This is a genomic window from Cryobacterium sp. MP_M3, from assembly GCF_015752155.1.
In the GTDB taxonomy this organism is placed as follows: domain Bacteria; phylum Actinomycetota; class Actinomycetes; order Actinomycetales; family Microbacteriaceae; genus Cryobacterium.
On sequence record NZ_JADOVI010000018.1, the window covers coordinates 1 to 19413 of the forward strand.

Genomic DNA, 19413 nt, shown 5'->3' on the forward strand with positions numbered 1-19413 from the left:
TGAGCTGGACATGGTGGGACTTCCTGATTCTCGCCCTACGTCAAACGGCGGAATTGCTCTGAGCTACTGGCCTCAACTCACCCTGACACGTAGGGTTCACCCGGATATCGAGGTGGCAGCCGGTGCTGGGCGCTTCGTTGCCGATGAGGGTGATCGTCTGTCCAGTGGTGACTTGGTCACCCTTGCTTACGAGTCGATCGTTTGCGTAGCTGTGAAGGTAGGAGACTGTGTAGCCCTCTGGGCTTTTGACAGAGAGCGTGAGTCGATCGGAGACCACTACCGTGCCGGGCTGGATTGCGTAGACCGGGGCCCCGCAGGCCCCTGTGAGGTCGTCGGCAGGGTGATAGGAGCTAGCGCCGGCAACGGGCGAGACGCGGGGGCCGAAGTTGTCGCTCATGTTGAAGGGCTGTGCGAGCGGGAAGCCAATGGGGCCGTCGGAGCAGCCTGGAGCGGGATTCACTGCGGTAGTCGTGTTGGTGCCAGTGGTGTCGCCATTGAGCGCCGCGGTGATCTGTCCGGCTCCGTCCCAGTACGTGGTGTAGAAGTACGGATCTGCGTTGCCCTGGACGGCGTGGGCCGCGAGGGTGGGTTCGATCGTTTCCCAGTTCTCGACGGTGGGGAGCCGCTGAAAGAACGTTGTGGCCGATGTGAACGGGTCAAGACGTTCCTCGGTTGTTCCCCAGCTGCTCTGCTGCTGGAAGGGGCCGATGGAGTCGGCAATGGAGCCGTCTGGGTTGATGGCGTTGTCGCCGTAGGTGAGCGATTGCAGGCTCGATTCGCCCATGGCCGTCATGACGCCGAGCTGCTGAGCTCTCGCGCTGAGGCCAAGCTGCTGGGCGGCGTTCATGATGCCTGCGGCGACCACGAGCTGGGCCTGGTTGTAGCCGGCGATGGGTCCTTGCGGCACCTGTGAAACGTCAACTGTCGAGGCGGTGCCGGTGCCGCACCCGGCCGCGGCGTTGCCGCTTTGGCTCCCGGTGAGCAGAAGAATGAAGCCGAAGAACCCCCCGATGACCAGGACCGGTACCAGCAGAAACGCGAGTGCAGGAGAAGCATTTTGCGACATGCTGATCTACCTCGCGGGGGGTGTGATTCGGTCAGCCAACCACGGGTCCGTAGGAGCTTGCCGTGTGAGGGAGACCACATACGGCCCGATATTGGTCGGGACCGTGACGAGGAGCGCGTATTCGTTCGCCCCGTCGACGACTGATCCTGCCCCCGTGATTTCGCTCACGGGGACTTTGGCGGGATTGGTGTTGGCGTAGGCAGCGCCTCCCGACTGGGTTAGGTAGGGGTAGAGGCCGTTGATCCACGTCGTTTCGTCCACGTCGGGGCGTGCGAACGCGGTCATCAGCTTCTCTGCGACAGTTACCGCGGCCGCGGTGCTCGCTTCATCAGCGGGGGTGGCCGTAGCAATGTCGAGGCCATCGTCCAGGCCGTCTGTCGGTGCCGCTGCGGTTGGAGCCGCGCTCGAGGTCGATGCGGCGGTGGGTGCCGGTGTGCCGGCGTTCGGTGCTGAGCACGCGGAGAGCCCGGCAATGGTTACCGTGGCGGCGAGGAGGGCGGCTACGGCCCTCACAGGCCCTCCGCGACGGCTGCTGCTGCTGCGAGCCAGGCCCGCTGTGTTGCTCGGTTGAGAGCGTCGTAGCGGATCTTTCCGCTGTGCAGTGCGTCGTCATAGGGGATGGTGACAGCGCGCCGAGCGAGCCCTGTGAAGCCGTCTGCGATGGCCTGCGCTCCGGTGCCTGTTTTCTCGGACTGGGAAACGATAACAACCGCGTTGGCTGCGAGCTGCGCAGAACGCTCGTCGCGCTGCGCGAGGGCTTCAAGCAGCAGGGCGCCGGCCTCGGCGTGCTCTCCGAGCGCGGTGGTGGCGATGACGAGCTGATGGGTCTGGTCGATCATCTGTTGCCAGCGCTGCGCGGATTCGTCGTTGCCGGAGTCAACGAAAACGAGACGGAAGTATTTGCTGGCAACCTGGTGCAGCGACGTGAACTCCGCTCGGGTGATCTTCTGATCCGCCGACAGGGCGATGGGGTTCGATCGGAGTACGTCGTATTTGTCTCCGGTCTGGTGGTGCACGTAGTGCGCCAGGTCTGACGATTGGGCTCCCGGTGACAACAGGCGCTCGGTCTGTGGCAGCAGGTCCTGCACGGTGGAATCGTGGCCACCTTGTTCCGTGCGCCAGCCGAGCGTTCCGCGCGTCTCGTTGTTGTCCCACGCGAGGACCCCGGATCCGCCGTAGCGGGCGAATACGCCCGCGAGAAGCGCGGTTGTTGGAGTCTTGTTCGCCCCACCCTTGCCGTTGGCCATGGAGATAGTTCGCGGCCCTGCCCAATGCTGGCTGACCAGGTGCACGTCCGCGCGCTCGGCCATCTCTTCGGCGGAGGGGGCGACGTGGATACCGGCACGGCTCAATAGGCCACGCCAGCCTGTGGAAGCGGGTTCTTGGGGCGTCTCCTGAACAAGAAACGATGCTCGTGCAGTGCGGCGTTCACTGGTAACAATGGGCTCCACCGCGACCCGACTTGGCGTCAGAGGCAGGCGGAGCGGCTGTGCGGAGGCTGCGGTCACGGTTTGGGCGGGTGTGGTGCCGTGTTCGTTATAGACGAACTCGCCCACTGCCTCTACTTTTCCGTTTGGGTGGACGTGCAGTCTGCCTTGGCCTAGTTCGTCGTCCGTGACGAGAAGCACAGGACGCCCGTGGATGCGGGCGCGACCGGTCACTTGGTTGAGGATCTGGCTGCGCACATTGGCATCGTCTGTTCCGGTGACGTCGTGCTGGACTCCGTCGACGTCGAGAACGCCGGTCGAATCGGCCCGCACGGTCGCGTAGACGGTGGGCTGGTCTGATTCGTGCTGAGCCATGGTCGGCCTTTCACTTCTGGGTTAGTCGGTGATGTTGTTGCTTCGACGACGGACCCATGCCTTGAAGTCATCGCGGAGGATGACCCAAACTTTGCCGATCTTGATGGCCGGCAGGGGATCGTCGCTTTCTTTGGTGATCAGGTTTCGGATCGTGATGACGGTCACGCCGAACAGTTCAGCCGCTTGCTCCGGCGAGAGTGTCGCTGGCAGGTCCGCGAACATGTCATCGAGTGCAGACACGTCAAATGCTCCAATACGTTTCATATGAGCATTCTAGATACGTAAGTATACGTATAGAACTGTACGGATATTTACAAGCTACTATAGGGGTCATAACATCGCTTCCTATCTACAGTGTTGGTCGGGTGCGTACGACCAATTATGGCGTGGCATGTCGGGGGGAAAGGGCAGACTTGAAGCTGCGAAACGAAGGAGAACCTGTGTCGGACGCCCAACACCCCTGGCTCGCACGACCGATCGACCGCGAAGAGGCCCTCATCCCGGCCGTTGCAGAGTCCCGAGATTTTCCCCGACCGACGACGCCCCAGCCGGGCGTCGCCGAACCCGACATCGGTCACAGGCTCCCGCGCCGCGACGTCAATCGCCCCGCTAACGTGTGGTGGCTCGGCGTTCACGGAGGTGCCGGTGAGAGCACTTTGTCCGCAGCGGTCCCCGGCTCACGATCGGCAGGGCACGCCTGGCCGATCGCCACTGATGGGTCGCGACCGGATGTCATCCTGGTCGCCCGATCAAACGCGAACGGGCTTGAGGCTGCACAACGCGCAGCGACGGAATGGGCCTCTGGGTCGGTCCCAACAGTCCGGCTGCTGGGCCTGGTCATCATTGCCGACTCACGCGGCAAGCTTCCTAAGCCCCTGCGTGACTTGGCGCAAGTCGTCTCGGGCGGAGTCCCGCAGGTCTGGCAAATTCCCTGGGTCGAGGCTTGGCGGCTCGGAGAGCCAGTGAACCTCGACTCATCCCCCAAAGAAGTCCGAGCGCTGGCCACATCGGTCACCGCCCTGATCGCACCGACCACATAACCAGAAGGAACACCATGTCATCACTACTCATCGCGCACGAGGCGCTGTCCACCGTCGCCTCGTTCGTACAGGACATCCCCACGCCGACTGACGGCACCCCTCCTGGAGCTGAACAGTTCCAGCAGGTTATGGGTTGGGTCAAATGGGTCGCCCTGGGTGTCGCCATCATCGGCGTCATGATCATCGGTGCGAAGCTCGCCATCGAAAGCCGTCGTGGCGAGGGCGGCGCAGCACTCGGCTCTCTCGGCACGGCAATGGCCGGTGTCATCGTCATCTCCTCCGCAGCGTCACTCGTCGGTTTCTTCATCAGCTAAGACCGACCCGCCACAGGAAATTGGAAGGGGACTTATGTCCGATCAGTCAGAACAAAATCCGTTCCGCAGCCGACGGTTTGTACTTGCCCTGGTAGTGGTCGGAGTCATCGCAATCTGCGCGGTCTTCGTCCTCATCAGCAATCTCGTCGGAGGCAAGAACGACGCAGCACCAACAACGTCACCCAGCTCGTCGACCTCCGCGACGCCCGCGACTCCCGTCGACAGCGACCCGAGTGCTTGCGGGTTGAAGGGTTACGAAGCTACTTCGTCGCTGAACAAAGCACCCGAAACGACCTGGGTCCTCGTCGGAACCTCCGCCGCACCCACTGACCCTAAGGGAGCGGGCCCGGGCGTCACCGACTCATCTGGGTTCCGCAGCTGCTACGCGCACACCGCAACAGGTGCACTCTTCGCCGCTGCCAACTACGTTGCCCTCGGCACAGACGCCACGATGTACGAGAAGCAGACTTCCCTAATAGCACCGGGAGCCGGCCGCGAAGCGGCGGAAAAGTCACTCGCGGGCGGGAACAACAAACCGTCCGGTGTCCGCGCCCAAATCGCGGGATTCACCATCACCTCCTACGACTCTCAAAACGCAACCGTTGACCTGGTGCTCAACTTCAGTGATGGGCAGCTCGCAAGCGGACCGGTCAAGCTGCTCTGGGTGGAGGGCGATTGGAAGGTTGTTCTGTTAGATGACGGAACAATGCCAATTGCGCCCGCCGGGCTCGAGAATCTAGGGGGCTACACCCCCTGGGCGGGCGCTTAATGTGCTCAATCGGCGACGCGGCTTGCCTAGTCAAATCGGGCGTCGGCGCCGTGGCCGCTGGTGCAGCTCAGGACGCGTTGAAGCAGCTCGTCGACAACGTCATAGATGGTGTCGGCAATTCAGTCGTGGCGCTGGGCTCTCTTTGGGTGGCGCTTCCCACTCCCAACCTGACGAGCGACGGCACAGCCCAAATCAATGAGTCAGCCGCGGGTGCGCCCGGCTCTGAGGGCTTCACCACGATTCTTGGCTGGGTGGTGTGGATTGCCTTGGCGATCTGCATCATGTCGCTGATTGCCGCGGGCGGGTTGCTTGCGTTGAACCATCGGCGGGGCGAGGCAGGCGCCCACCTGGGGCGCGTCGGGACGATCCTCGGAGCCGTCATTCTTATCTCGGCGTCCGGTGCCATCGTTGCCGCGGTCATCCCAAGTTTTGGTGCGCCGGGAGCGGGCGATGCTGTGGGATTCATCCAGGATTCGCTCTGGTGGTACGTCGCCGGCTTCGCTGTGCTTTCGGTCATAATCGCCGGCCTCCGAATGGCATGGACACAGCGCATGCAGCCTGGCAAAGACCTGCTGCAAGCCTTACTTACGCTCATAGTCGTGTCGTCAGCCGGGCTGACAGCCATAGGGCTTGCCGTTGCCGCGGCTGACGGGTTCGCCGTGTGGATCCTGGGCGCTGCGAACGATCTCGATTTCCGGACCAACATCACATTGATGCTCGCGGTTACCGCGCAGAGTCCGATTGGGCTTATTGGCCTTCTGATCGTCGGCACCATCACCATTCTCTGCAGCTACGTCCAGATTGCGCTCATGGTCATCCGCGGCGGCATGCTCGTTCTCCTCGCGGGCATCTTCCCCATTTCGGCGAGCTTCACGAACACAGAAACCGGGCGCGCCTGGTTCAAGAAGTGCGTGGGGTGGCTCATCGCGTTCATTCTCTACAAGCCCGCGGCGGCAATCGTCTACGCAGCCGCGTTCAAACTCACATCCAGCAACATTTTTGAGGACGACGGCACCGGTCTAGTCAAGATCCTCACCGGGCTCGCGCTGATGATAATGGCGCTTGTCGCTCTCCCCGCCCTGATGCGGTTCGTTGCTCCCATGATGTCCCAAGTCGGAGGAGGAGGCGGCGGCTCTGGAGTTGCCCTCGCCGCCGCCGCGGGCGGTGCTCTTGCCGGAGTGGCATCGGGAGCCATCAAGAAAGCCAACTCAGGCGGCGGTATGGGCGGTGGCGGTGGCGGTGGCAGCGACTCTTCGAGCAATGCAACTGGCGCGAAAAAGACCGCTTCGACGACACCCGCATCCAGCGCAGCAGCAGCCTCAGGCGGTAGGGCCGCAGCAGGTGGCGGAGCCGCATCCGCTGGCGGTGCCGCAGCAGGCGGTGGAGCCGCTGCTGCTGGCGGACCAGTAGGGATTGGTTTGGTCGCCGCGCAGAAAGCGGGCGCGGCAGGACAGAAAGCCGCATCGGCGGTCAAGGGTGCAACTGAGGATGCCGCTGGTAGCGGCCCAACGGGAAGCTAAGGAAACACAGTGTCTAACTCAAATATCCGCACATACGGAAACTGGCGACAGCCCACGTCGCCGGGCCTGCTCGGCCTCGGCTCGATCAGCACGGGAGTGCTGCTCTTTGGCCTGATCGCAACGATCATGACCGTGATGGTGTCGGACTTGATGCACGCGATCGGCGTTTTCCTCGCGATGGCCGTATTCCTATCGACGGTGGCAATCAAGGACAAGCACGGTCAGAGCGTCATCGTCCGTGCCACCAACCGATTGAACTTCATGCGCGCTCGTACGTCGGGAGCGAACATCTATCGTTCGGGCCCGCTGGGACGCACCAAGTGGGGAACGAACCAGCTTCCCGGCCTTGCCGCCCAGTCCCAGCTGAGTGAACATCTTGACTCCTATCAGCGGCCCTTCGCGCTGCTGCACGTACCTTCCTCGGGTGACTACACAGTGGTGATTGGGACGGAACCTGACGGTGCAGCGCTAGTCGACCAAGAACAGGTCGACGGCTGGGTAGCGGACTGGGGCCACTGGCTCGCGAACCTTGGGGACGAGGCAGGCATCGTCGCCGCTGCGGTGACGATCGAGACAGCACCCGATACGGGCACTCGGCTGCGCGGTGAGGTTGCCAGCAATCTCGATCCTGATGCTCCCGCATTCGCTCGCGCCATGCTCAACGAGGTTGTAGCCACGTACCCGTCCGGTTCAGCATCGGTGCGCGCCTACGTTTCAGTGACGTTCAGCGCGGCTACCCGTGCCAACGGCCGACGTCGTGACGCCGACGAGATGGCGCGCGAGCTTGCATCGCGCCTCCCGGGCATCACACAGGGACTTTCCGCGACGGGCGCCGGGGCCGCTAGGCCCTTGTCGGCGCAGGAGCTGTGCGAGGTGATCCGCATTGCGTACGATCCCGAAGTGGCGACGCTGATCGACGACGCGCATGCGGCCGGCGAGAGCACCGGCCTGCGGTGGCCCGATGTAGGGCCGTCCGGCCATCAGGCCAACTGGGACTCGTACCGGCACGACAGTGCCCTGTCGGTTACCTGGCAGATGACGGAAGCTCCGCGAGGCATCGTGCAAGCGAACATCTTGACGCGATTCCTCGCGCCTCACCGTGACATTGCCAGAAAGCGCGTCACGCTGTTGTACCGCCCGATCGATGCGGGCCGGGCCGCTGCGATCGTGCAGGCGGACGTGCGAGCTGCCAGCTTCAACGAGACATCGAGCGATCGTCCTTCGGCCCGCGCGGTGGTCGGGACGCGTGCGGCCTTGGCTACGGCTCAGGAAGAAGCGTCCGGGGCTGGCCTGGTCAACTTCGGGCTGCTCGCTACCGCGACGGTGATGGACGTCGATCGCCTCGCGGACGCACGCGCCGCGATGGACAACCTTTCTGCAACTGCCCGACTGCGATTGCGAGTCGTCACGGGTGGCCAGGATTCTGCGTTCGCGGCGGCATTGCCGCTCGGCCTGGTCCTGCCCAAACACCTGAAACTGCCTGCCGAGCTACGAGGGAATTTCTGATGGCTAGCTGGTTCAAGAAACTCGCTAAGTCGCTCCTAGCCCTTTGTCAGGCGGCGGCCAAGGCGGCAGCTGCAATCCCCGCGATGCCGGTGTCGCGGCGGCCTCCGCCTCGCGGCTGGATGGGTCGCGGTGGCGGCGAAACGATGGTGATTTCGGCCGCCCCGGAGTGGCGCGGCACGACCGTGCAGGTCTGCGGGCTGTGGCCGTTTGGAGTCGGCACGGGTGCCCCGATGATCGGTGTGCCGCTAGGGCGACATTTGATCACTCGCGGGCCCGTGTGCTGTGACCCTATTTCATGGTTTCAGCGCGCGAACCTCATTTCGAACCCCTCGGCGTTTGTTCTCGGCAAGCCCGGTCTGGGGAAGTCGACGATTATCCGTCGGATGGCGACCGGCCTAGCCGGCTACGGGGTGCAGCCCCTTGTGCTTGGTGATTTGAAGCCTGACTACGTGGATCTCATTCGAGAGATGAATGGGCAGGTCATTACCCTCGGCCGCGGCCGCGGGTATCTGAACATTCTGGATCCCGGAGAAGCCGGCGAAGCTGCGGGGCTGCTCCGGGCGGCCGCTGACCTTGAACGCACAGCGATCAAGGAAGAGGAAGCCGAGTTGACGCAGCTGCGCGACGCGGCTTTACCTGATGACGTCATCGCAGCTCAGGTCATTCGTGAGCGGAGTGCCCAGCTCGTGGGCTCGCTTCCGATTCACGCCGACAACATCACGCGCAATGAGCGCCTTGCGACCCAGGTACTTCAAGATGCCCACGGGCGTCGACTCACGATGGTGTCGGCTCTGCTGACGATCATGCGCCGAGAGCCGCCGACTGACCGTGAGGAGACCATCATTGACGCTGCACTGAAACTCTTGGACGCAACGCACGACGGAATTCCAGTCCTGAAAGACCTTCTCGAGTTGATCCAAGCCGCTCCCGCCGAGCTGCGTGCCGTAGCCCTTGATCGCGGTGATCTCAGCCGTTATCAGGAGATTACGGAGAACCTGGAAGCGTCACTCATCGGCCTCGTTTCCGGTGGTCGTCTGGGAGAGCTTTTCTCCCAGCAGACCACGGTCCGGATGCAGCGTGACCGCCCGGTGGTCTATGACGTCTCGAGCATTGACGACTCGGAAATGGACTTGCAGGCCGCAGTTCTGCTGGCGTGCTGGTCGGCAGGTTTTGGAACGGTCAACGTGGCCACCGCTCTCGCCGACGCCGAGCTGGAACCACGGCGGCACTACTTCGTCATCCTCGACGAGCTGTGGCGGGCACTCCGCGCCGGCCGTGGCATGGTCGACCGAGTCGATGCCCTGACCCGCCTCAACAGACAGCGCGGCGTCGGCATGGCCATGATTTCGCACACCATGAGCGACCTCATGTCCCTCAGCAACGAAGAAGACCGGATGAAAGCCAAGGGCTTCGTCGAGCGTTCCGGCATGGTCATTTGCGGCGGCCTCCCCGCCTCTGAAATGCCCTTACTCAACAGTGCAATCAACATGTCCGGCGCTGAGCAGGACATGCTGCAGGGCTGGCAGGATCCTCCCGCGTGGGATCCGGTCAGCGGAACAGAAGCCGACCCGCCTGGGCGCGGCAAGTTCCTCATTAAGGTCGGCGGCCGTCCTGGCATCCCCCTCTCGGTCGAACTGACGGAAGCAGAAAAGCACATCAACGACACCAACAAGCTCTGGCACGACGTCTCGCGGACGGGCGTCGTTGATCGCGAGGTGTCGGTGTGAGCCAGACAACAGATCGGCGCAAACAGAACGCCGGAGGTAGTGACGGCGTCCTTATCTGGGTCTTCATCGGCGTCATCGTCGTGCTCGGCGGCGGCATGTGGGGCGCGATGGCTCTCGGGTCCAAGATCGACGCGGTGAACCCCAACCTGCCGTCCGATCCTTTCGAGGTCGTCTTCGGCACAATGAAGGGCACGTACACGTGGCCGATGGCCGCGACGTGGGTCGCCGTCACCGCAGCCGTTCTCGTGCTGACTGTGGTGATCCTTGTGGCCGTCATGGTCGACCGGCGCCGGTCCAAGCGCAGCCGCGTCGACAGCGCAGCCCGCTACATGGGCCGCGGCAAAGACCTATCGGCGCTCACGACCAAAGGCGCACGCGCCACAGCGCAGCGACTCGGCGTGACCAACTGGTTGGGTGTCCCGATCGGAGTCACCGTCGCCGGACGTCAATGGCTCTACGGCTCTCCTGAGGACATGCACGTGGACATCTGGGGTCCTCGTACCGGCAAGTCGACCAGTCGCGCGATCCCAGCGATCCTGAGCGCACCTGGCGCGGTACTCACAACGTCGAACAAGCGCGACGTACTCGACGCGACTCGTGACGTGCGATCGGCCAACGGGTCACAGGTGTGGGCGTTCGACCCGCAAGGCATTGCCCGGGAGGAGCCGCGTTGGTGGTGGAACCCGCTGTCCTACGTCACGGACGACGTTCGCGCCGCGAAGATGGCCACCCACTTCTCGTCGTCGACACTGAGCGGCGGCAGCAGCGAAAACTCCTCATACTTCAACCGGGCCGGTGAGAACCTTCTCGCCGGTTTCCTCCTCGCGGCAGCACTGGGCCAGAAGCCGATCACGCAAGTATTCACCTGGACCACCAAACCGGGCGATCAGGAACCGGTGCGGATCCTCGAAGACCACGGCTATGTCGGCATGGCCGACGCCGTGGCCGGCGAAGTCAATGGCGAGCCAAAACGACGCGACAGCGTCTACGGCACCGCGGCCCAAATGGTCGACTGCTTGAAGATCAGCGGCATCGCCCGCTGGGTAACGCCGATCGGCGGCAACGCCGAGGGCGATCGTCGGCCGCAGTTTGACCCCGACGCGTTCGTGCGAAGCCAAGACACCCTCTACAGCCTCTCCAAAGAAGGGCAGGGCAGCGCCGGCCCCCTCGTGACAGCGTTGACCGCGATCACGGTCGAGGCCGCTGAGGAGCTAGCGACTACACAGCCAGGCGGCCGCCTAGCCGTGCCCATGCTCGGTGTCCTCGATGAGGCCGCGAACGTGTGCCGTTGGCGCAACCTGCCGGATCTGTACTCGCACTACGGCTCCCGCGGAATCGTCCTGATGACGATCCTGCAGTCCTGGTCACAGGGCGTCGAGGTCTGGGGCCGCGAAGGAATGCGCAAGCTCTGGTCCGCGTCCAACGTGAAGGTCTACGGCGGCGGTGTCGCGGAAGCCGAATTCCTCGGTGAGCTCTCCCAGCTCATCGGTGACTTCACCCTTAGAACGGCGTCCGTCTCATTCGGTAAGGGACAGCGCTCCACGTCCCTCCAAGCCCGCCGAGAGCACACCTTCGAGGTGTCGGAGCTCACGTCGCTACCTCGCGGCCGCGCCGTGGTGTTTGCGTCCGGCGCCCCGGCCACTCTGGTGGCTACCGTCCCGTGGATGGAAGGTGAACAAGCTGACGCCGTGCGGGCCTCGATTGCCGCTCACGACCCGGCCGCTCCGGCGCCGGTCGATCACACTCAGGCCGGCGCAGCTGCGTCGACTCAGGCGTGGCTGAATGCCAGTACAGCGATCAAGCAGGAGGAGGCCAAGGATGTCTGACGGGTACGACGACCTCGACGACGACCAGGACGTGACCGAGGACGATGAATCAGCGAAGCCGGACACACTCGTTTTCGGTTCCGTCGACGAGTTCTTCCGAGAGCAACTGCGACTGACCTACACGCGCGTGGTGGGCCCCTCCAACCGTGCATCGCGCAGGTGGTCAGCGCAGTGGTGGAGGTCACCCGAAGCCATTGCCCGCCTCGAGGCGCTGTGGCGCTCGTGGGAGCATTTGCGCCTCGATGGGGCCACCGGGTCAAGTACCTGGTGGCGCGATCACCTCGACCATCACATGCCGCTCCTGATGAGCGCCGATGGGCCTTTCGCAGACTCCGAAGATCAGAACAAGCCGGGTGAGCCTTTGCCCTACGAGGCACCCCCGGCGGGCATGTTCCCCGACGTCAGAGTGACGCCTCGGGAGGCCTCTGGGTCGGTGTAGCTCAGCGACCGCTGTGTCCGCAGGCGGAACCCTCTGCGGGCGCGCTCCGGACTTGGGTGACGTTAGCGTCTTCAGGATGGAATGGTGAGGCTGATTGGGCCGGCCTCGGCAGGTCCGCCGCATCGTTGTGTACCGCCCACGCGAACCCAATTGAGTGAAACGTCCCGCTCAGCGAGGACCTCTCCGCTTTCCGAGAGGGCACGCAGGACCGCTTTGTCAGGAGCCGCCATTTCTATCGAGATACTCCAGGTGCTGTCATCGATCTTGGTAGCGAAATAGGGGATTCGAGTTACTGAAGGCTCTGGCGTAAACGTCTCGAGTTGCTGGGGATCGAGGGTTTCAAGACCGACGGGGTCGTCTGACTGCTGCAGGACCGGTGCGGGTACCGAACACACGCCGTCCGCGCACAACTCCACGACGCTGACGTCTTGTGTTTGGCCTTCGAGCTTGACCTCTACGGTGTTGTTCCACGCGATTGCCGGGCACGCATAGAAAACCGAGCAGCCGGGCAATGCCAGGGTCAAAAGGAACGCAGCGCCGAGACCCATCAACCGTTTTCGTGTCGACGTTGCGGCAGCCATTTCATCCTCTTCGTTGAATGCCATTGGACAGAAGCTTTGTAGCGTATTCGTCCGGACGGCGACCCTGCGTGAACGAGTCGTCCGGGAACTGCGGATGCGTCGGGAAGAGCGAAACCTTCGGCATCCCCCTTATGAGTACTGGGATTCGAGGTCTGGTACGCAGAGCCTCCCACGTGGTCTGTACTGTCGAGCCCATCGTCACCAAGTCGTGATCCTGGGGATGTGGGCCGGTGTGAGGCGCTAGTAGTGTCGACACCAATCGACCTGGGGGGAACCAGATGAATCGCTGCTCAATAGGCCTTTTCGCGGTGGCCGCGTCACTGTTGCTCTTGACCGGCTGTTCGGGCTTTGCTGAACCCGGGCCCGACAGCACGGGCACTCCTGCTCTCAGCCCGCCAGAACTCCCCGAGGGCTTCAAAGATCGCGGCGACGGCGTTGCGACGCGCTTCGTCGACGAGGAACGGTGCGGACAAGGCAGATGCAGCCAGATTGAGATCTACGCATACGATTCTTGCTCCAGCGGCGTGTACGTCAGGGCAGACACCATGGACGAGTCTGGTGTCGTAGTCGGATTCAGTAACGGGTTCACTGGCTCTCTCGCCAAAGGCGACAAAGCCATTGCAACCTTGCCAATCCACGAGGATGCCGCGACTGACGTGAAAATCACCAAAGTGAAATGCCACTAAGCAGTAAGACAAGCGGCCGTGACGATTCAGTAACGAGGTGAACTGGATTCCCGCAGCGCTCGCTACACTCGCGAAATGATATGCACCCGCGTCCGCCTGGTAGCGATCCTCGCGCTGAGCACATCGATGGCTGGTTGTTCTATTGATGGTGGCGATGATTGTCTTGCGGTTGGATGGGCAAGCAAAGTGTCAATTGAGCTGACGGGCGACACTGGCGGCGTTAAGGCCATTGAGCTGCTCTGCGACGGCAGCCCTTGTCGAGACGGTACGGTAGAGCGCTTGAAGGGGCTCGAGAACCCGAATGAACCCACACCGGTTCCCACCGCAGACGTGACGGATGCCAACGTGACCCAGGTCGACGGCGATACCTGGACTACGTCATTTATGCTCGACGTTCCTGACCGGGCAACGGTTCGTGCCATCGCATCAAACGGTGAGGTGCTCGCGGAGCGCGATGTGATCTTTGAATGGAAACGCGTCGGCGGCTCGGAGCTCTGTGGCGGACCCATGGAAGCTGAACCGATCACTCTGGATATCCGGCCCTAAATCACAAGCGATTGCGCGGGTGTAGCAGATCGCTCTCCGGCAGCAGCAGTAACGGGCGGCAAGCAGGTGTGGCTCCGGATGCGGGCTGGACTGGGTCGACGAGGACCGGACACTCTTGCATCGTTGCGATTCCTCAGGGGGGCCAGGTCGCCCATAAGTCGGGCGTCCACGGCAGCAGATTCGGCGCCAATTCGCCGAGGTTCCGAGGTCCCGGGGGAGTGGCGTCACCGTGGTCGCGTATCCTCAGGGGTCTTGCCGGGTAGTTTGTCTAGCCGCCCGTCCAGGCGTCCACGCTGATTTCGAACCCGGCAGCGCCGCAGGCCGCGCTGACACCGGTCAGGGCTTGACCCCACTCTGGCGACAGCGGATCGATCGGCTGGTTGGCCGCCGACGGCAACAGGTCCTTCAAGGCCTCCACCTGGTCGGCCACCGCGGAGCCGGGCACGGTGTCCACTCGGGCCGTCAGTCGCGCGACGAGCCGGGCGGCTCCTTCGAACTCCTGCTGCAATGAGGGCTTTGCGAGGAGCGAACCGTGCACATTGTGCATAAATGTGAAAACGTCACTCACCTGCGCGCACGTTTCCTCCACGGTCACAGTGGGGGCGGGAGGCGATGCGGTGACGAGCGAGGCATCCGTTTGAGTGCCGACGACGAAACCGACACCCAGTGCGATAAGGATGCCGAGAATCAGGAGGGCGTTGCGGCTGCGTCTTCCGCCGGGCAGCGCGGTCTCGTCGAGTGGCTCCTCAACAAGCTGTTGGAACGAACCCACGGAACTCACCTCGTGCACTTTCTGGGGACCAGCCACACTCGGTGCCGCCGGTGGGCCGGGGGAGCGGGCCGGCTGGGTGACAGCCCCGGATTCTGCCGACCTGACCGCGATGGCAATCGCAGCACGGTCGGCGGCAACCGTGGCCTGCAGCTCCCGCAGGGCGAGGGTGGCCTGTGGATCGCCAACGGAGTCGCCGTTCGCAGAGAAAACGCGCATCTGAAGGTCGCGCAGCTGGTTGGTCGGGGACGGTGTGCCATCCGGTGCTGCGTCCGCGGGGTGTGCCGCCCACCAGAGAGCGTTGAGCACGTGCTGGTCGCCCGAATAGGCGACCCGCACCGCCGCCAGGAAGGCCGGATCACGCTGCGCTCGAGCGAAAATGTCTTCGTCGCCGTGGCCACGCACCAATGAGAGCCCCCGATCATTTATTCGGCCAGCATGGCACAGTGCCCGCGCCCCGCGCCGCCGCGCCAGCCGGTGCGCCGCCAGCCGGCGTCGCGGGGGAGCTGCGCTGCTTCGCGGCAGGCGTGCCACGCGCTCAGCGGCGCACGATGCGCGCGAGACGGATTCTGCGGTACCGGCCCCACGAATGCCGCAGACCGGGGAGATGAAGGATCTGGCCCTCGACAGTGACGGCCCTGTGTGCCCAGCGTGCTGGGCCGAGATGACCAACGACGGCGTGGACCCTGCCGAGGGACTCGAGTCCTGTCACCGGTGTCCATGCTGCAAGCTGGTCGCCGTCGTTGCGGGCCTGTGGCCCGAGTAAGCGTCACGCGGGTCGCCCCGGCCCGTGGCGTCGCTTACTGGCCGGGAGCCCGATACGCCGGTGTCTTCTTGACGGCGTCGTCGTCGAGATCCTCCACCGTCAAGAGCGGGTTCAATCGCACGGGCACGGATCCCGTCAAATTGATCAGGAGCGAGAGGGCCGCAACGTCGGACGGCTTGGGGACCTCGATGACCCCCAGATCGTCGATCTCCCCGAAGCGTGGTAAAAACTCTCGACCGACCGACCGACACTGGAGGTGCAGTTGGCCGAATTGTCGTCGCTGAATGCCGACGAGCGGTCTGACAGGACTTCGCAGGAAACGTTCAAGGCCTGCGATGAAACTCATTAGCCAATCACAAAGCCGGAAGACAGAATCGCCGCAACAGAGCCAACAACCCCAACGATCACCAACGCGATCGTCGTACCACTGGCGATGCTGGGTGCACGAGCCGAAGGTGCGATGAAGGCCAGGACGACCCCGCCGGCAAATACAATGCCCACGGCTACCATGCCAACCACGGCAGCGGCATCTCGATCCGATGACCCACAACTCAGCGAATCAGACTCCATAGCCGGACAGAGTTCTGGGACGAAGGCAATCAGAGTCAGAACAACTACGAAAATGACCGCGGTGAAAATTGCGGGCGACCAAGTTCGAATCATCACTCTGCTCATCAGGCCACTATGCCGTCTCATCTCGCGGGCGACCAGATCGTTGCTGTATTGAGACGAGCACCACTCAAGCGACGAGTACGAGGCCGTCGCCGCGTCTCCAAAGCCCCGTCATCGCGCCCGACGGCCGCGGCGCTGGTGCTGAGTCATAAGGGGACCCTCATGGGCACAGGGTCAAGGTCCGTGGTGGCGTGAATGAGCTGTGCACGCGAGTTCGGAAATCTGTGCAGACGAGTAGGGAAATTGACAACGGCTGAGTTCCGCGTCGCGCTTGAGCGGGAAGTGCCCGTAAGACCCGCCCGTTGAGAATTCGCGCTCAGGTGCATTTAACGCGCCAACATTTCGACCCTCCCGATTGTCATCGAGGTCGTCAAAACCAAGCCCACCATCTAGCGCGTCCCAGAATGGATGGACGGTGCACAGCGAGTGGCCCCGTCTTCAATGCCTGTCGAGTTAGCGGCTGAGGCCGCCACGCTCGCGCTGCAGCCCGGATGCCTTGGCGCGGTTGCGGGCCTTGGCCTGCTTGCCCGGCCTGGTCGCCACAGCCGCATCGGGGTGGGTGCCGTTCTCTCGGTCGGTAACCAGGCGAACCTTCTGCAGCTGGGAGTCGACACCTGACTTTTCCATGTCGGCCGCGAACGACCCGCGGCGCTCTGCGCTGTCGTAGGCGTACGCGGCGTCGTCTCGAGCAACGTCAGCCTTGCCGGTCAGTTCCTCCCGTGAAAGCCCCGCGTTTGGATCTTCGTTGGCGTGCTCGGTGCGCTCATCTTCACGGTCGCGTTCTTCGGCCCTCCGGTCGAACTGGTCGGCTACCGTCAGCAGCGATGCCGCTTCGGCGTAGTCCTTACCGCTCTGTCCTCGGCTCTCCGCTGCGATGCCGCGTTCCTGCTGCGCTCGGCTCAGGGCCTCGCGTACTGCGGCGGGGTCGGCGTCGAGGTTGTTCACGTCGATGCCGTACCGGTCGGCCAGTTCTTGGCGCATGTGGTCGGACGTGCGCGCGATGTCTGGATCCACGGTGCGCCAGGCATCGGCTGTTTCGTAGGCCGTGGCAATGTCGTCGACGCCGGCTGTGTTCCACCACTCCTGGATCTGCACCGGAGCCAGGCTGGCTCGTGCCGCATTGCGCTCGGCGTCAAAGCGCGCCTGCAGTTCCTTGGTCTGCTGCTCCGTGCGCGCTTGCGCGTTCCTGGCCAGCTCCTCGCGGAGCCGTGCGAAACGCTCAGCCATCTGCGTGGCTACGGTCAGAGCAACACGCATCTGCCCATCGAATGCTTCGCCTATGCCGTCTGATTCTTCGGCCATGTGTGATGCACCCTTCGTTATCTGTCGTAACCGTCGCGCTCGTTCGGCGTGACGGTGGTCTTTGGCTTGTGGGACTCGATGCGCGTCGGAACGGGCGTGCCCGTTCCGGGGACGACCTGGCCGCGCTGGGCTGCCTGGACGATTTTGGCTAGCTCCGGGTCAAGGCTTTCGGCCGGCGTCGGCATCGCGCTACCGGGCTGCGTCTCGGGGCGGACGATGGCCGGCAGACGGTCGCGTACCTGCGAGTACTGGTCCCGCAACGTGCGGTCCAGTTGCGACGCGCGCTGCGCCTCACCGATCGCCGTGTGCATGTCCATGACTGCCTTCACAGTCGACGCGAGCTGGCGCAGCATGATCGCCTCGGCCATCGTTCCCTGACCCTGCGTAGACGCCTGCAGCAACATCATCGTCGCTCCTGCAACCGACACCCGGCCTGCGGGCTTCGGCTTTGATTCGTACGCGCGGATCTGCGCCGTGCGGGACAGGTCGCGTGCAGTCTGGGCCAACGGTCCAGGGGTGGCCTCGACGCGCTGTGACCAAGCCGCAAACGCTCCGGCGGTGTCGCGGGCCAGGTGCGCCCAACCGGCGCGGTCCTCGAAAGGAATCTCCCGCATCTGTACGCGGAGCTGCTTGATGTCGTCGGTGTATTGCTTCCACAGTTTCGGATCCGGCGTGCTCTCTTCCCGGCCGGGAGCGACGGGACGGTACTGCCACGGGTTCTTGCTCGTGGCCCTCCACTCGTCGACTGCACCTTGGGCGCTCTGGGGGCTGTCTGGCCACCCCTCACGCATGCGGGGCAGGGTCAAGTCGCGGGCGAGACGGCCACCTCCGTACCAAACCAGAGGTTCTTTTCCCTGCGGCCGAAGTGCGACTGAGTAGCCGGCCACAACGTCGTCGCGGCCAGCGGCGAAGCGCGGGCGCACGAGGGCTCCACCGCGACGCACCCGGCGCACGAACTCGCCCTCATCAAGGGACGCCACTGACGCTGCACGCACGATACGTTCCAGCTTGTGAGCCTCGACCTCAGTCCCGGTACGCTGGGCCCGTGCCTGCTCAGCAGGCTTGATCCCGCGTTCACCGATGCCACGCTCGCGCGACTCCAACTGCTCCAGACCGTAGTCGCGTTCCAAGTCACGGCAGATGCCCTGAGCACGCTTAAAGTCATTATGTGTCGGCGCCTTCGTGCCATCCTCGCGGACCAGCGACACCGCGATATGCACGTGGTCGTTACCGTTCGTTGAAAGCCCGTGACGCACGGCAACCCAACGGCAGTCAGCCTTGCCACTGCCAGCTTCAGTGAAGCCCATCCGGTCGACGAAATCCTGCGCGATGACTCCCCACTTCTCGTCGGAGAGTTGCCCTTCCTCGGCGCGCAGCGACAGCGAGCAGTGCCACACGTCGGCCGCAACGCGCGTCGTAATTGTTTCCCCGGTTTCCGGGTCGGTGAGACGTGCCTGTCGTGTGACCTCGACGCCGAGTTTCACCCGCGGTTCGTCCAATTCCTTCGCAATCGCCAGCGCCGTCTCCGTGTCCAAAACGCCGTAGCCGTGCATCGTAACGATGGCCGAATTGCCAGCGACGAGGTGCTGTTCCTCGTGCTCGTTCGATTTTCCATCCCCGGCCAGGTAGACCATAAGGCCACCCATCTGACCACCACGGGTGATGTTGGGCATCATGAGTCGGCCAGCGTATCTATCGCGGCAGACAAGCGAGGAACGATCGCGCGGTACTCCGCGATGATCGACTCAGCCTCAGCGGGGAACTGGCTCTCCGTGTTCGCGAACCGGGCGAGCTGGTTGGCATTGTTCGCGATGCTGGCCAGGAGTTTGCGCACCGCGAACAACTCAACGATTGCCGTCTTACGATCGGTCGACGTCTCGATGTGAGCGCTCATGGCCGACTCGAACAACAACCGCGGCACGGTGACGTCGCGAACCACGGCACGAGCCTGCAACTGTGCGTCCTCCTCAGGAGAGACGTACACGCTGTAGAACTTCTTGCGCGGAGTGTCCGCATTCTTGCGACGCTTGCGGCCGAACAGGCGACCCTCATTCGTGTCGCTCATGTCCCACCCACTCCCTT

21 protein-coding genes are annotated in these 19413 nt (G+C 63.6%); 10 read left to right on the forward strand and 11 right to left on the reverse strand.

The genetic code is table 11. The features are described 5' to 3' along the window. Positions 1–40: 40 nt before the first annotated feature. The 4 genes from IWX89_RS15925 to IWX89_RS15940 are packed head-to-tail and all read right to left on the reverse strand — an operon-like array spanning position 41 to position 3132. Positions 41–1066: a M23 family metallopeptidase gene (locus IWX89_RS15925; RefSeq protein ID WP_196904525.1), complete on the reverse strand. Its 1026-nt coding sequence runs from the start codon at positions 1064–1066 to the stop codon at positions 41–43. Positions 1067–1072: 6 nt separating this feature from the next. After that, positions 1073–1579 carry a hypothetical protein gene (locus IWX89_RS15930; RefSeq protein WP_196904526.1) on the reverse strand — a complete coding sequence of 169 codons (507 nt, stop codon included), beginning with the start codon at positions 1577–1579 and terminating at the stop codon, positions 1073–1075. Further along, on the reverse strand, positions 1576–2868 hold the full coding sequence (locus tag IWX89_RS15935; protein WP_196904527.1) for an ATPase: 1293 nt from the start codon (positions 2866–2868) through the stop codon (positions 1576–1578). Before IWX89_RS15935 ends, IWX89_RS15930 begins: the two co-directional genes overlap by 4 nt. Before the next feature lie 21 nt (positions 2869–2889). After that, entirely contained in the window at positions 2890–3132 is a 243-nt protein-coding gene (locus IWX89_RS15940; protein WP_196904528.1) for a helix-turn-helix domain-containing protein, read from the reverse strand. On the opposite strand from IWX89_RS15940, the gene IWX89_RS19045 reads away from it, so the two are divergent. From IWX89_RS19045 to IWX89_RS15980, 8 genes are all read left to right on the forward strand, one after another. Beyond that, positions 3114–3908, forward strand: coding sequence for a DUF6668 family protein (locus tag IWX89_RS19045; RefSeq protein ID WP_307836598.1), 795 nt, complete (start codon positions 3114–3116; stop codon positions 3906–3908). The genes IWX89_RS15940 and IWX89_RS19045 overlap by 19 nt on opposite strands. A 14-nt stretch (positions 3909–3922) precedes the next feature. Then, on the forward strand, positions 3923–4222 hold the full coding sequence (locus tag IWX89_RS15945) for a hypothetical protein (protein WP_135102651.1): 300 nt from the start codon (positions 3923–3925) through the stop codon (positions 4220–4222). Between the two features lie 34 nt (positions 4223–4256). Further along, positions 4257–4991 (forward strand): hypothetical protein, encoded by a 735-nt coding sequence (locus tag IWX89_RS15950; protein ID WP_196904529.1) that lies wholly within the window; start codon positions 4257–4259, stop codon positions 4989–4991. Positions 4992–5068: 77 nt separating this feature from the next. Continuing rightward, on the forward strand, positions 5069–6511 hold the full coding sequence (locus tag IWX89_RS15955; protein ID WP_231383401.1) for a hypothetical protein: 1443 nt from the start codon (positions 5069–5071) through the stop codon (positions 6509–6511). Positions 6512–6520: 9 nt separating this feature from the next. Continuing rightward, positions 6521–8017 (forward strand): SCO6880 family protein, encoded by a 1497-nt coding sequence (locus IWX89_RS15960; RefSeq protein ID WP_196904531.1) that lies wholly within the window; start codon positions 6521–6523, stop codon positions 8015–8017. Continuing rightward, on the forward strand, positions 8017–9744 hold the full coding sequence (locus IWX89_RS18625) for an ATP/GTP-binding protein (RefSeq protein WP_374220530.1): 1728 nt from the start codon (positions 8017–8019) through the stop codon (positions 9742–9744). Before IWX89_RS15960 ends, IWX89_RS18625 begins: the two co-directional genes overlap by 1 nt. A gap of 80 nt (positions 9745–9824) precedes the next feature. Then, complete coding sequence (locus IWX89_RS15975) at positions 9825–11570, forward strand: TraM recognition domain-containing protein (RefSeq protein WP_307836599.1); 1746 nt, start codon at positions 9825–9827, stop codon at positions 11568–11570. Then, on the forward strand, positions 11563–12009 hold the full coding sequence (locus IWX89_RS15980; RefSeq protein WP_231383402.1) for a DUF4913 domain-containing protein: 447 nt from the start codon (positions 11563–11565) through the stop codon (positions 12007–12009). The genes IWX89_RS15975 and IWX89_RS15980 overlap by 8 nt, the downstream gene beginning before the upstream one ends. A gap of 71 nt (positions 12010–12080) precedes the next feature. On the opposite strand, the gene IWX89_RS15985 is transcribed toward IWX89_RS15980, so the two are convergent. Beyond that, positions 12081–12614: a hypothetical protein gene (locus tag IWX89_RS15985; RefSeq protein ID WP_196904533.1), complete on the reverse strand. Its 534-nt coding sequence runs from the start codon at positions 12612–12614 to the stop codon at positions 12081–12083. Positions 12615–12898: 284 nt separating this feature from the next. Here IWX89_RS15985 and IWX89_RS15990 point away from each other — a divergent pair, with 284 nt between their 5' ends. Both IWX89_RS15990 and IWX89_RS15995 read left to right on the forward strand, forming a co-directional pair. Continuing rightward, a complete protein-coding gene (locus IWX89_RS15990) occupies positions 12899–13276 on the forward strand; it encodes a hypothetical protein (RefSeq protein WP_196904534.1) in 378 nt (125 codons plus the stop codon). 75 nt (positions 13277–13351) lie between these two features. Next, entirely contained in the window at positions 13352–13822 is a 471-nt protein-coding gene (locus IWX89_RS15995) for a hypothetical protein (RefSeq protein WP_196904535.1), read from the forward strand. A 268-nt stretch (positions 13823–14090) separates the two neighbouring features. On the opposite strand, the gene IWX89_RS16000 is transcribed toward IWX89_RS15995, so the two are convergent. The 6 genes from IWX89_RS16000 to mobC form a co-directional block, all read right to left on the reverse strand. Beyond that, on the reverse strand, positions 14091–15125 hold the full coding sequence (locus tag IWX89_RS16000; protein WP_196904536.1) for a hypothetical protein: 1035 nt from the start codon (positions 15123–15125) through the stop codon (positions 14091–14093). Positions 15126–15391: 266 nt separating this feature from the next. Next, positions 15392–15703, reverse strand: a complete 312-nt coding sequence (locus IWX89_RS16005; protein WP_196904537.1) for a hypothetical protein — start codon at positions 15701–15703, stop codon at positions 15392–15394. Beyond that, positions 15703–16032: a hypothetical protein gene (locus tag IWX89_RS16010; protein WP_196904538.1), complete on the reverse strand. Its 330-nt coding sequence runs from the start codon at positions 16030–16032 to the stop codon at positions 15703–15705. The genes IWX89_RS16005 and IWX89_RS16010 overlap by 1 nt, the downstream gene beginning before the upstream one ends. Positions 16033–16482: 450 nt before the next feature. After that, on the reverse strand, positions 16483–17331 hold the full coding sequence (locus IWX89_RS16015) for a hypothetical protein (RefSeq protein WP_196904539.1): 849 nt from the start codon (positions 17329–17331) through the stop codon (positions 16483–16485). A 17-nt stretch (positions 17332–17348) separates the two neighbouring features. Beyond that, the gene (locus tag IWX89_RS16020) at positions 17349–19007 is read right to left on the reverse strand and encodes a relaxase/mobilization nuclease domain-containing protein (protein WP_196904540.1); all 1659 of its coding nucleotides are present in this window, start codon (positions 19005–19007) and stop codon (positions 17349–17351) included. After that, positions 19004–19396, reverse strand: a complete 393-nt coding sequence (gene mobC, locus IWX89_RS16025) for a plasmid mobilization relaxosome protein MobC (RefSeq protein WP_196904541.1) — start codon at positions 19394–19396, stop codon at positions 19004–19006. The genes IWX89_RS16020 and mobC overlap by 4 nt, the downstream gene beginning before the upstream one ends. Positions 19397–19413: the final 17 nt, after the last annotated feature.

Excerpts from the sequence above, each read along its gene's own strand:
- IWX89_RS15985 (WP_196904533.1), bottom strand. The coding sequence starts at position 12,614 with ATGGCATTCAACGAAGAGGATGAAATGGCTGCCGCAACGTCGACACGA.
- IWX89_RS15945 (WP_135102651.1), top strand. The coding sequence starts at position 3,923 with ATGTCATCACTACTCATCGCGCACGAGGCGCTGTCCACCGTCGCCTCG.
- IWX89_RS16005 (WP_196904537.1), bottom strand. The coding sequence starts at position 15,703 with ATGAGTTTCATCGCAGGCCTTGAACGTTTCCTGCGAAGTCCTGTCAGA.
- mobC (WP_196904541.1), bottom strand. The coding sequence starts at position 19,396 with ATGAGCGACACGAATGAGGGTCGCCTGTTCGGCCGCAAGCGTCGCAAG.
- IWX89_RS15940 (WP_196904528.1), bottom strand. The coding sequence starts at position 3,132 with ATGAAACGTATTGGAGCATTTGACGTGTCTGCACTCGATGACATGTTC.
- IWX89_RS15995 (WP_196904535.1), top strand. The coding sequence starts at position 13,352 with ATGATATGCACCCGCGTCCGCCTGGTAGCGATCCTCGCGCTGAGCACA.
- IWX89_RS15950 (WP_196904529.1), top strand. The coding sequence starts at position 4,257 with ATGTCCGATCAGTCAGAACAAAATCCGTTCCGCAGCCGACGGTTTGTA.
- IWX89_RS18625 (WP_374220530.1), top strand. The coding sequence starts at position 8,017 with ATGGCTAGCTGGTTCAAGAAACTCGCTAAGTCGCTCCTAGCCCTTTGT.
- IWX89_RS15925 (WP_196904525.1), bottom strand. The coding sequence starts at position 1,066 with ATGTCGCAAAATGCTTCTCCTGCACTCGCGTTTCTGCTGGTACCGGTC.
- IWX89_RS15935 (WP_196904527.1), bottom strand. The coding sequence starts at position 2,868 with ATGGCTCAGCACGAATCAGACCAGCCCACCGTCTACGCGACCGTGCGG.
- IWX89_RS16010 (WP_196904538.1), bottom strand. The coding sequence starts at position 16,032 with ATGAGCAGAGTGATGATTCGAACTTGGTCGCCCGCAATTTTCACCGCG.
- IWX89_RS19045 (WP_307836598.1), top strand. The coding sequence starts at position 3,114 with ATGCTCCAATACGTTTCATATGAGCATTCTAGATACGTAAGTATACGT.
- IWX89_RS15980 (WP_231383402.1), top strand. The coding sequence starts at position 11,563 with ATGTCTGACGGGTACGACGACCTCGACGACGACCAGGACGTGACCGAG.
- IWX89_RS16015 (WP_196904539.1), bottom strand. The coding sequence starts at position 17,331 with ATGGCCGAAGAATCAGACGGCATAGGCGAAGCATTCGATGGGCAGATG.
- IWX89_RS16020 (WP_196904540.1), bottom strand. The coding sequence starts at position 19,007 with ATGATGCCCAACATCACCCGTGGTGGTCAGATGGGTGGCCTTATGGTC.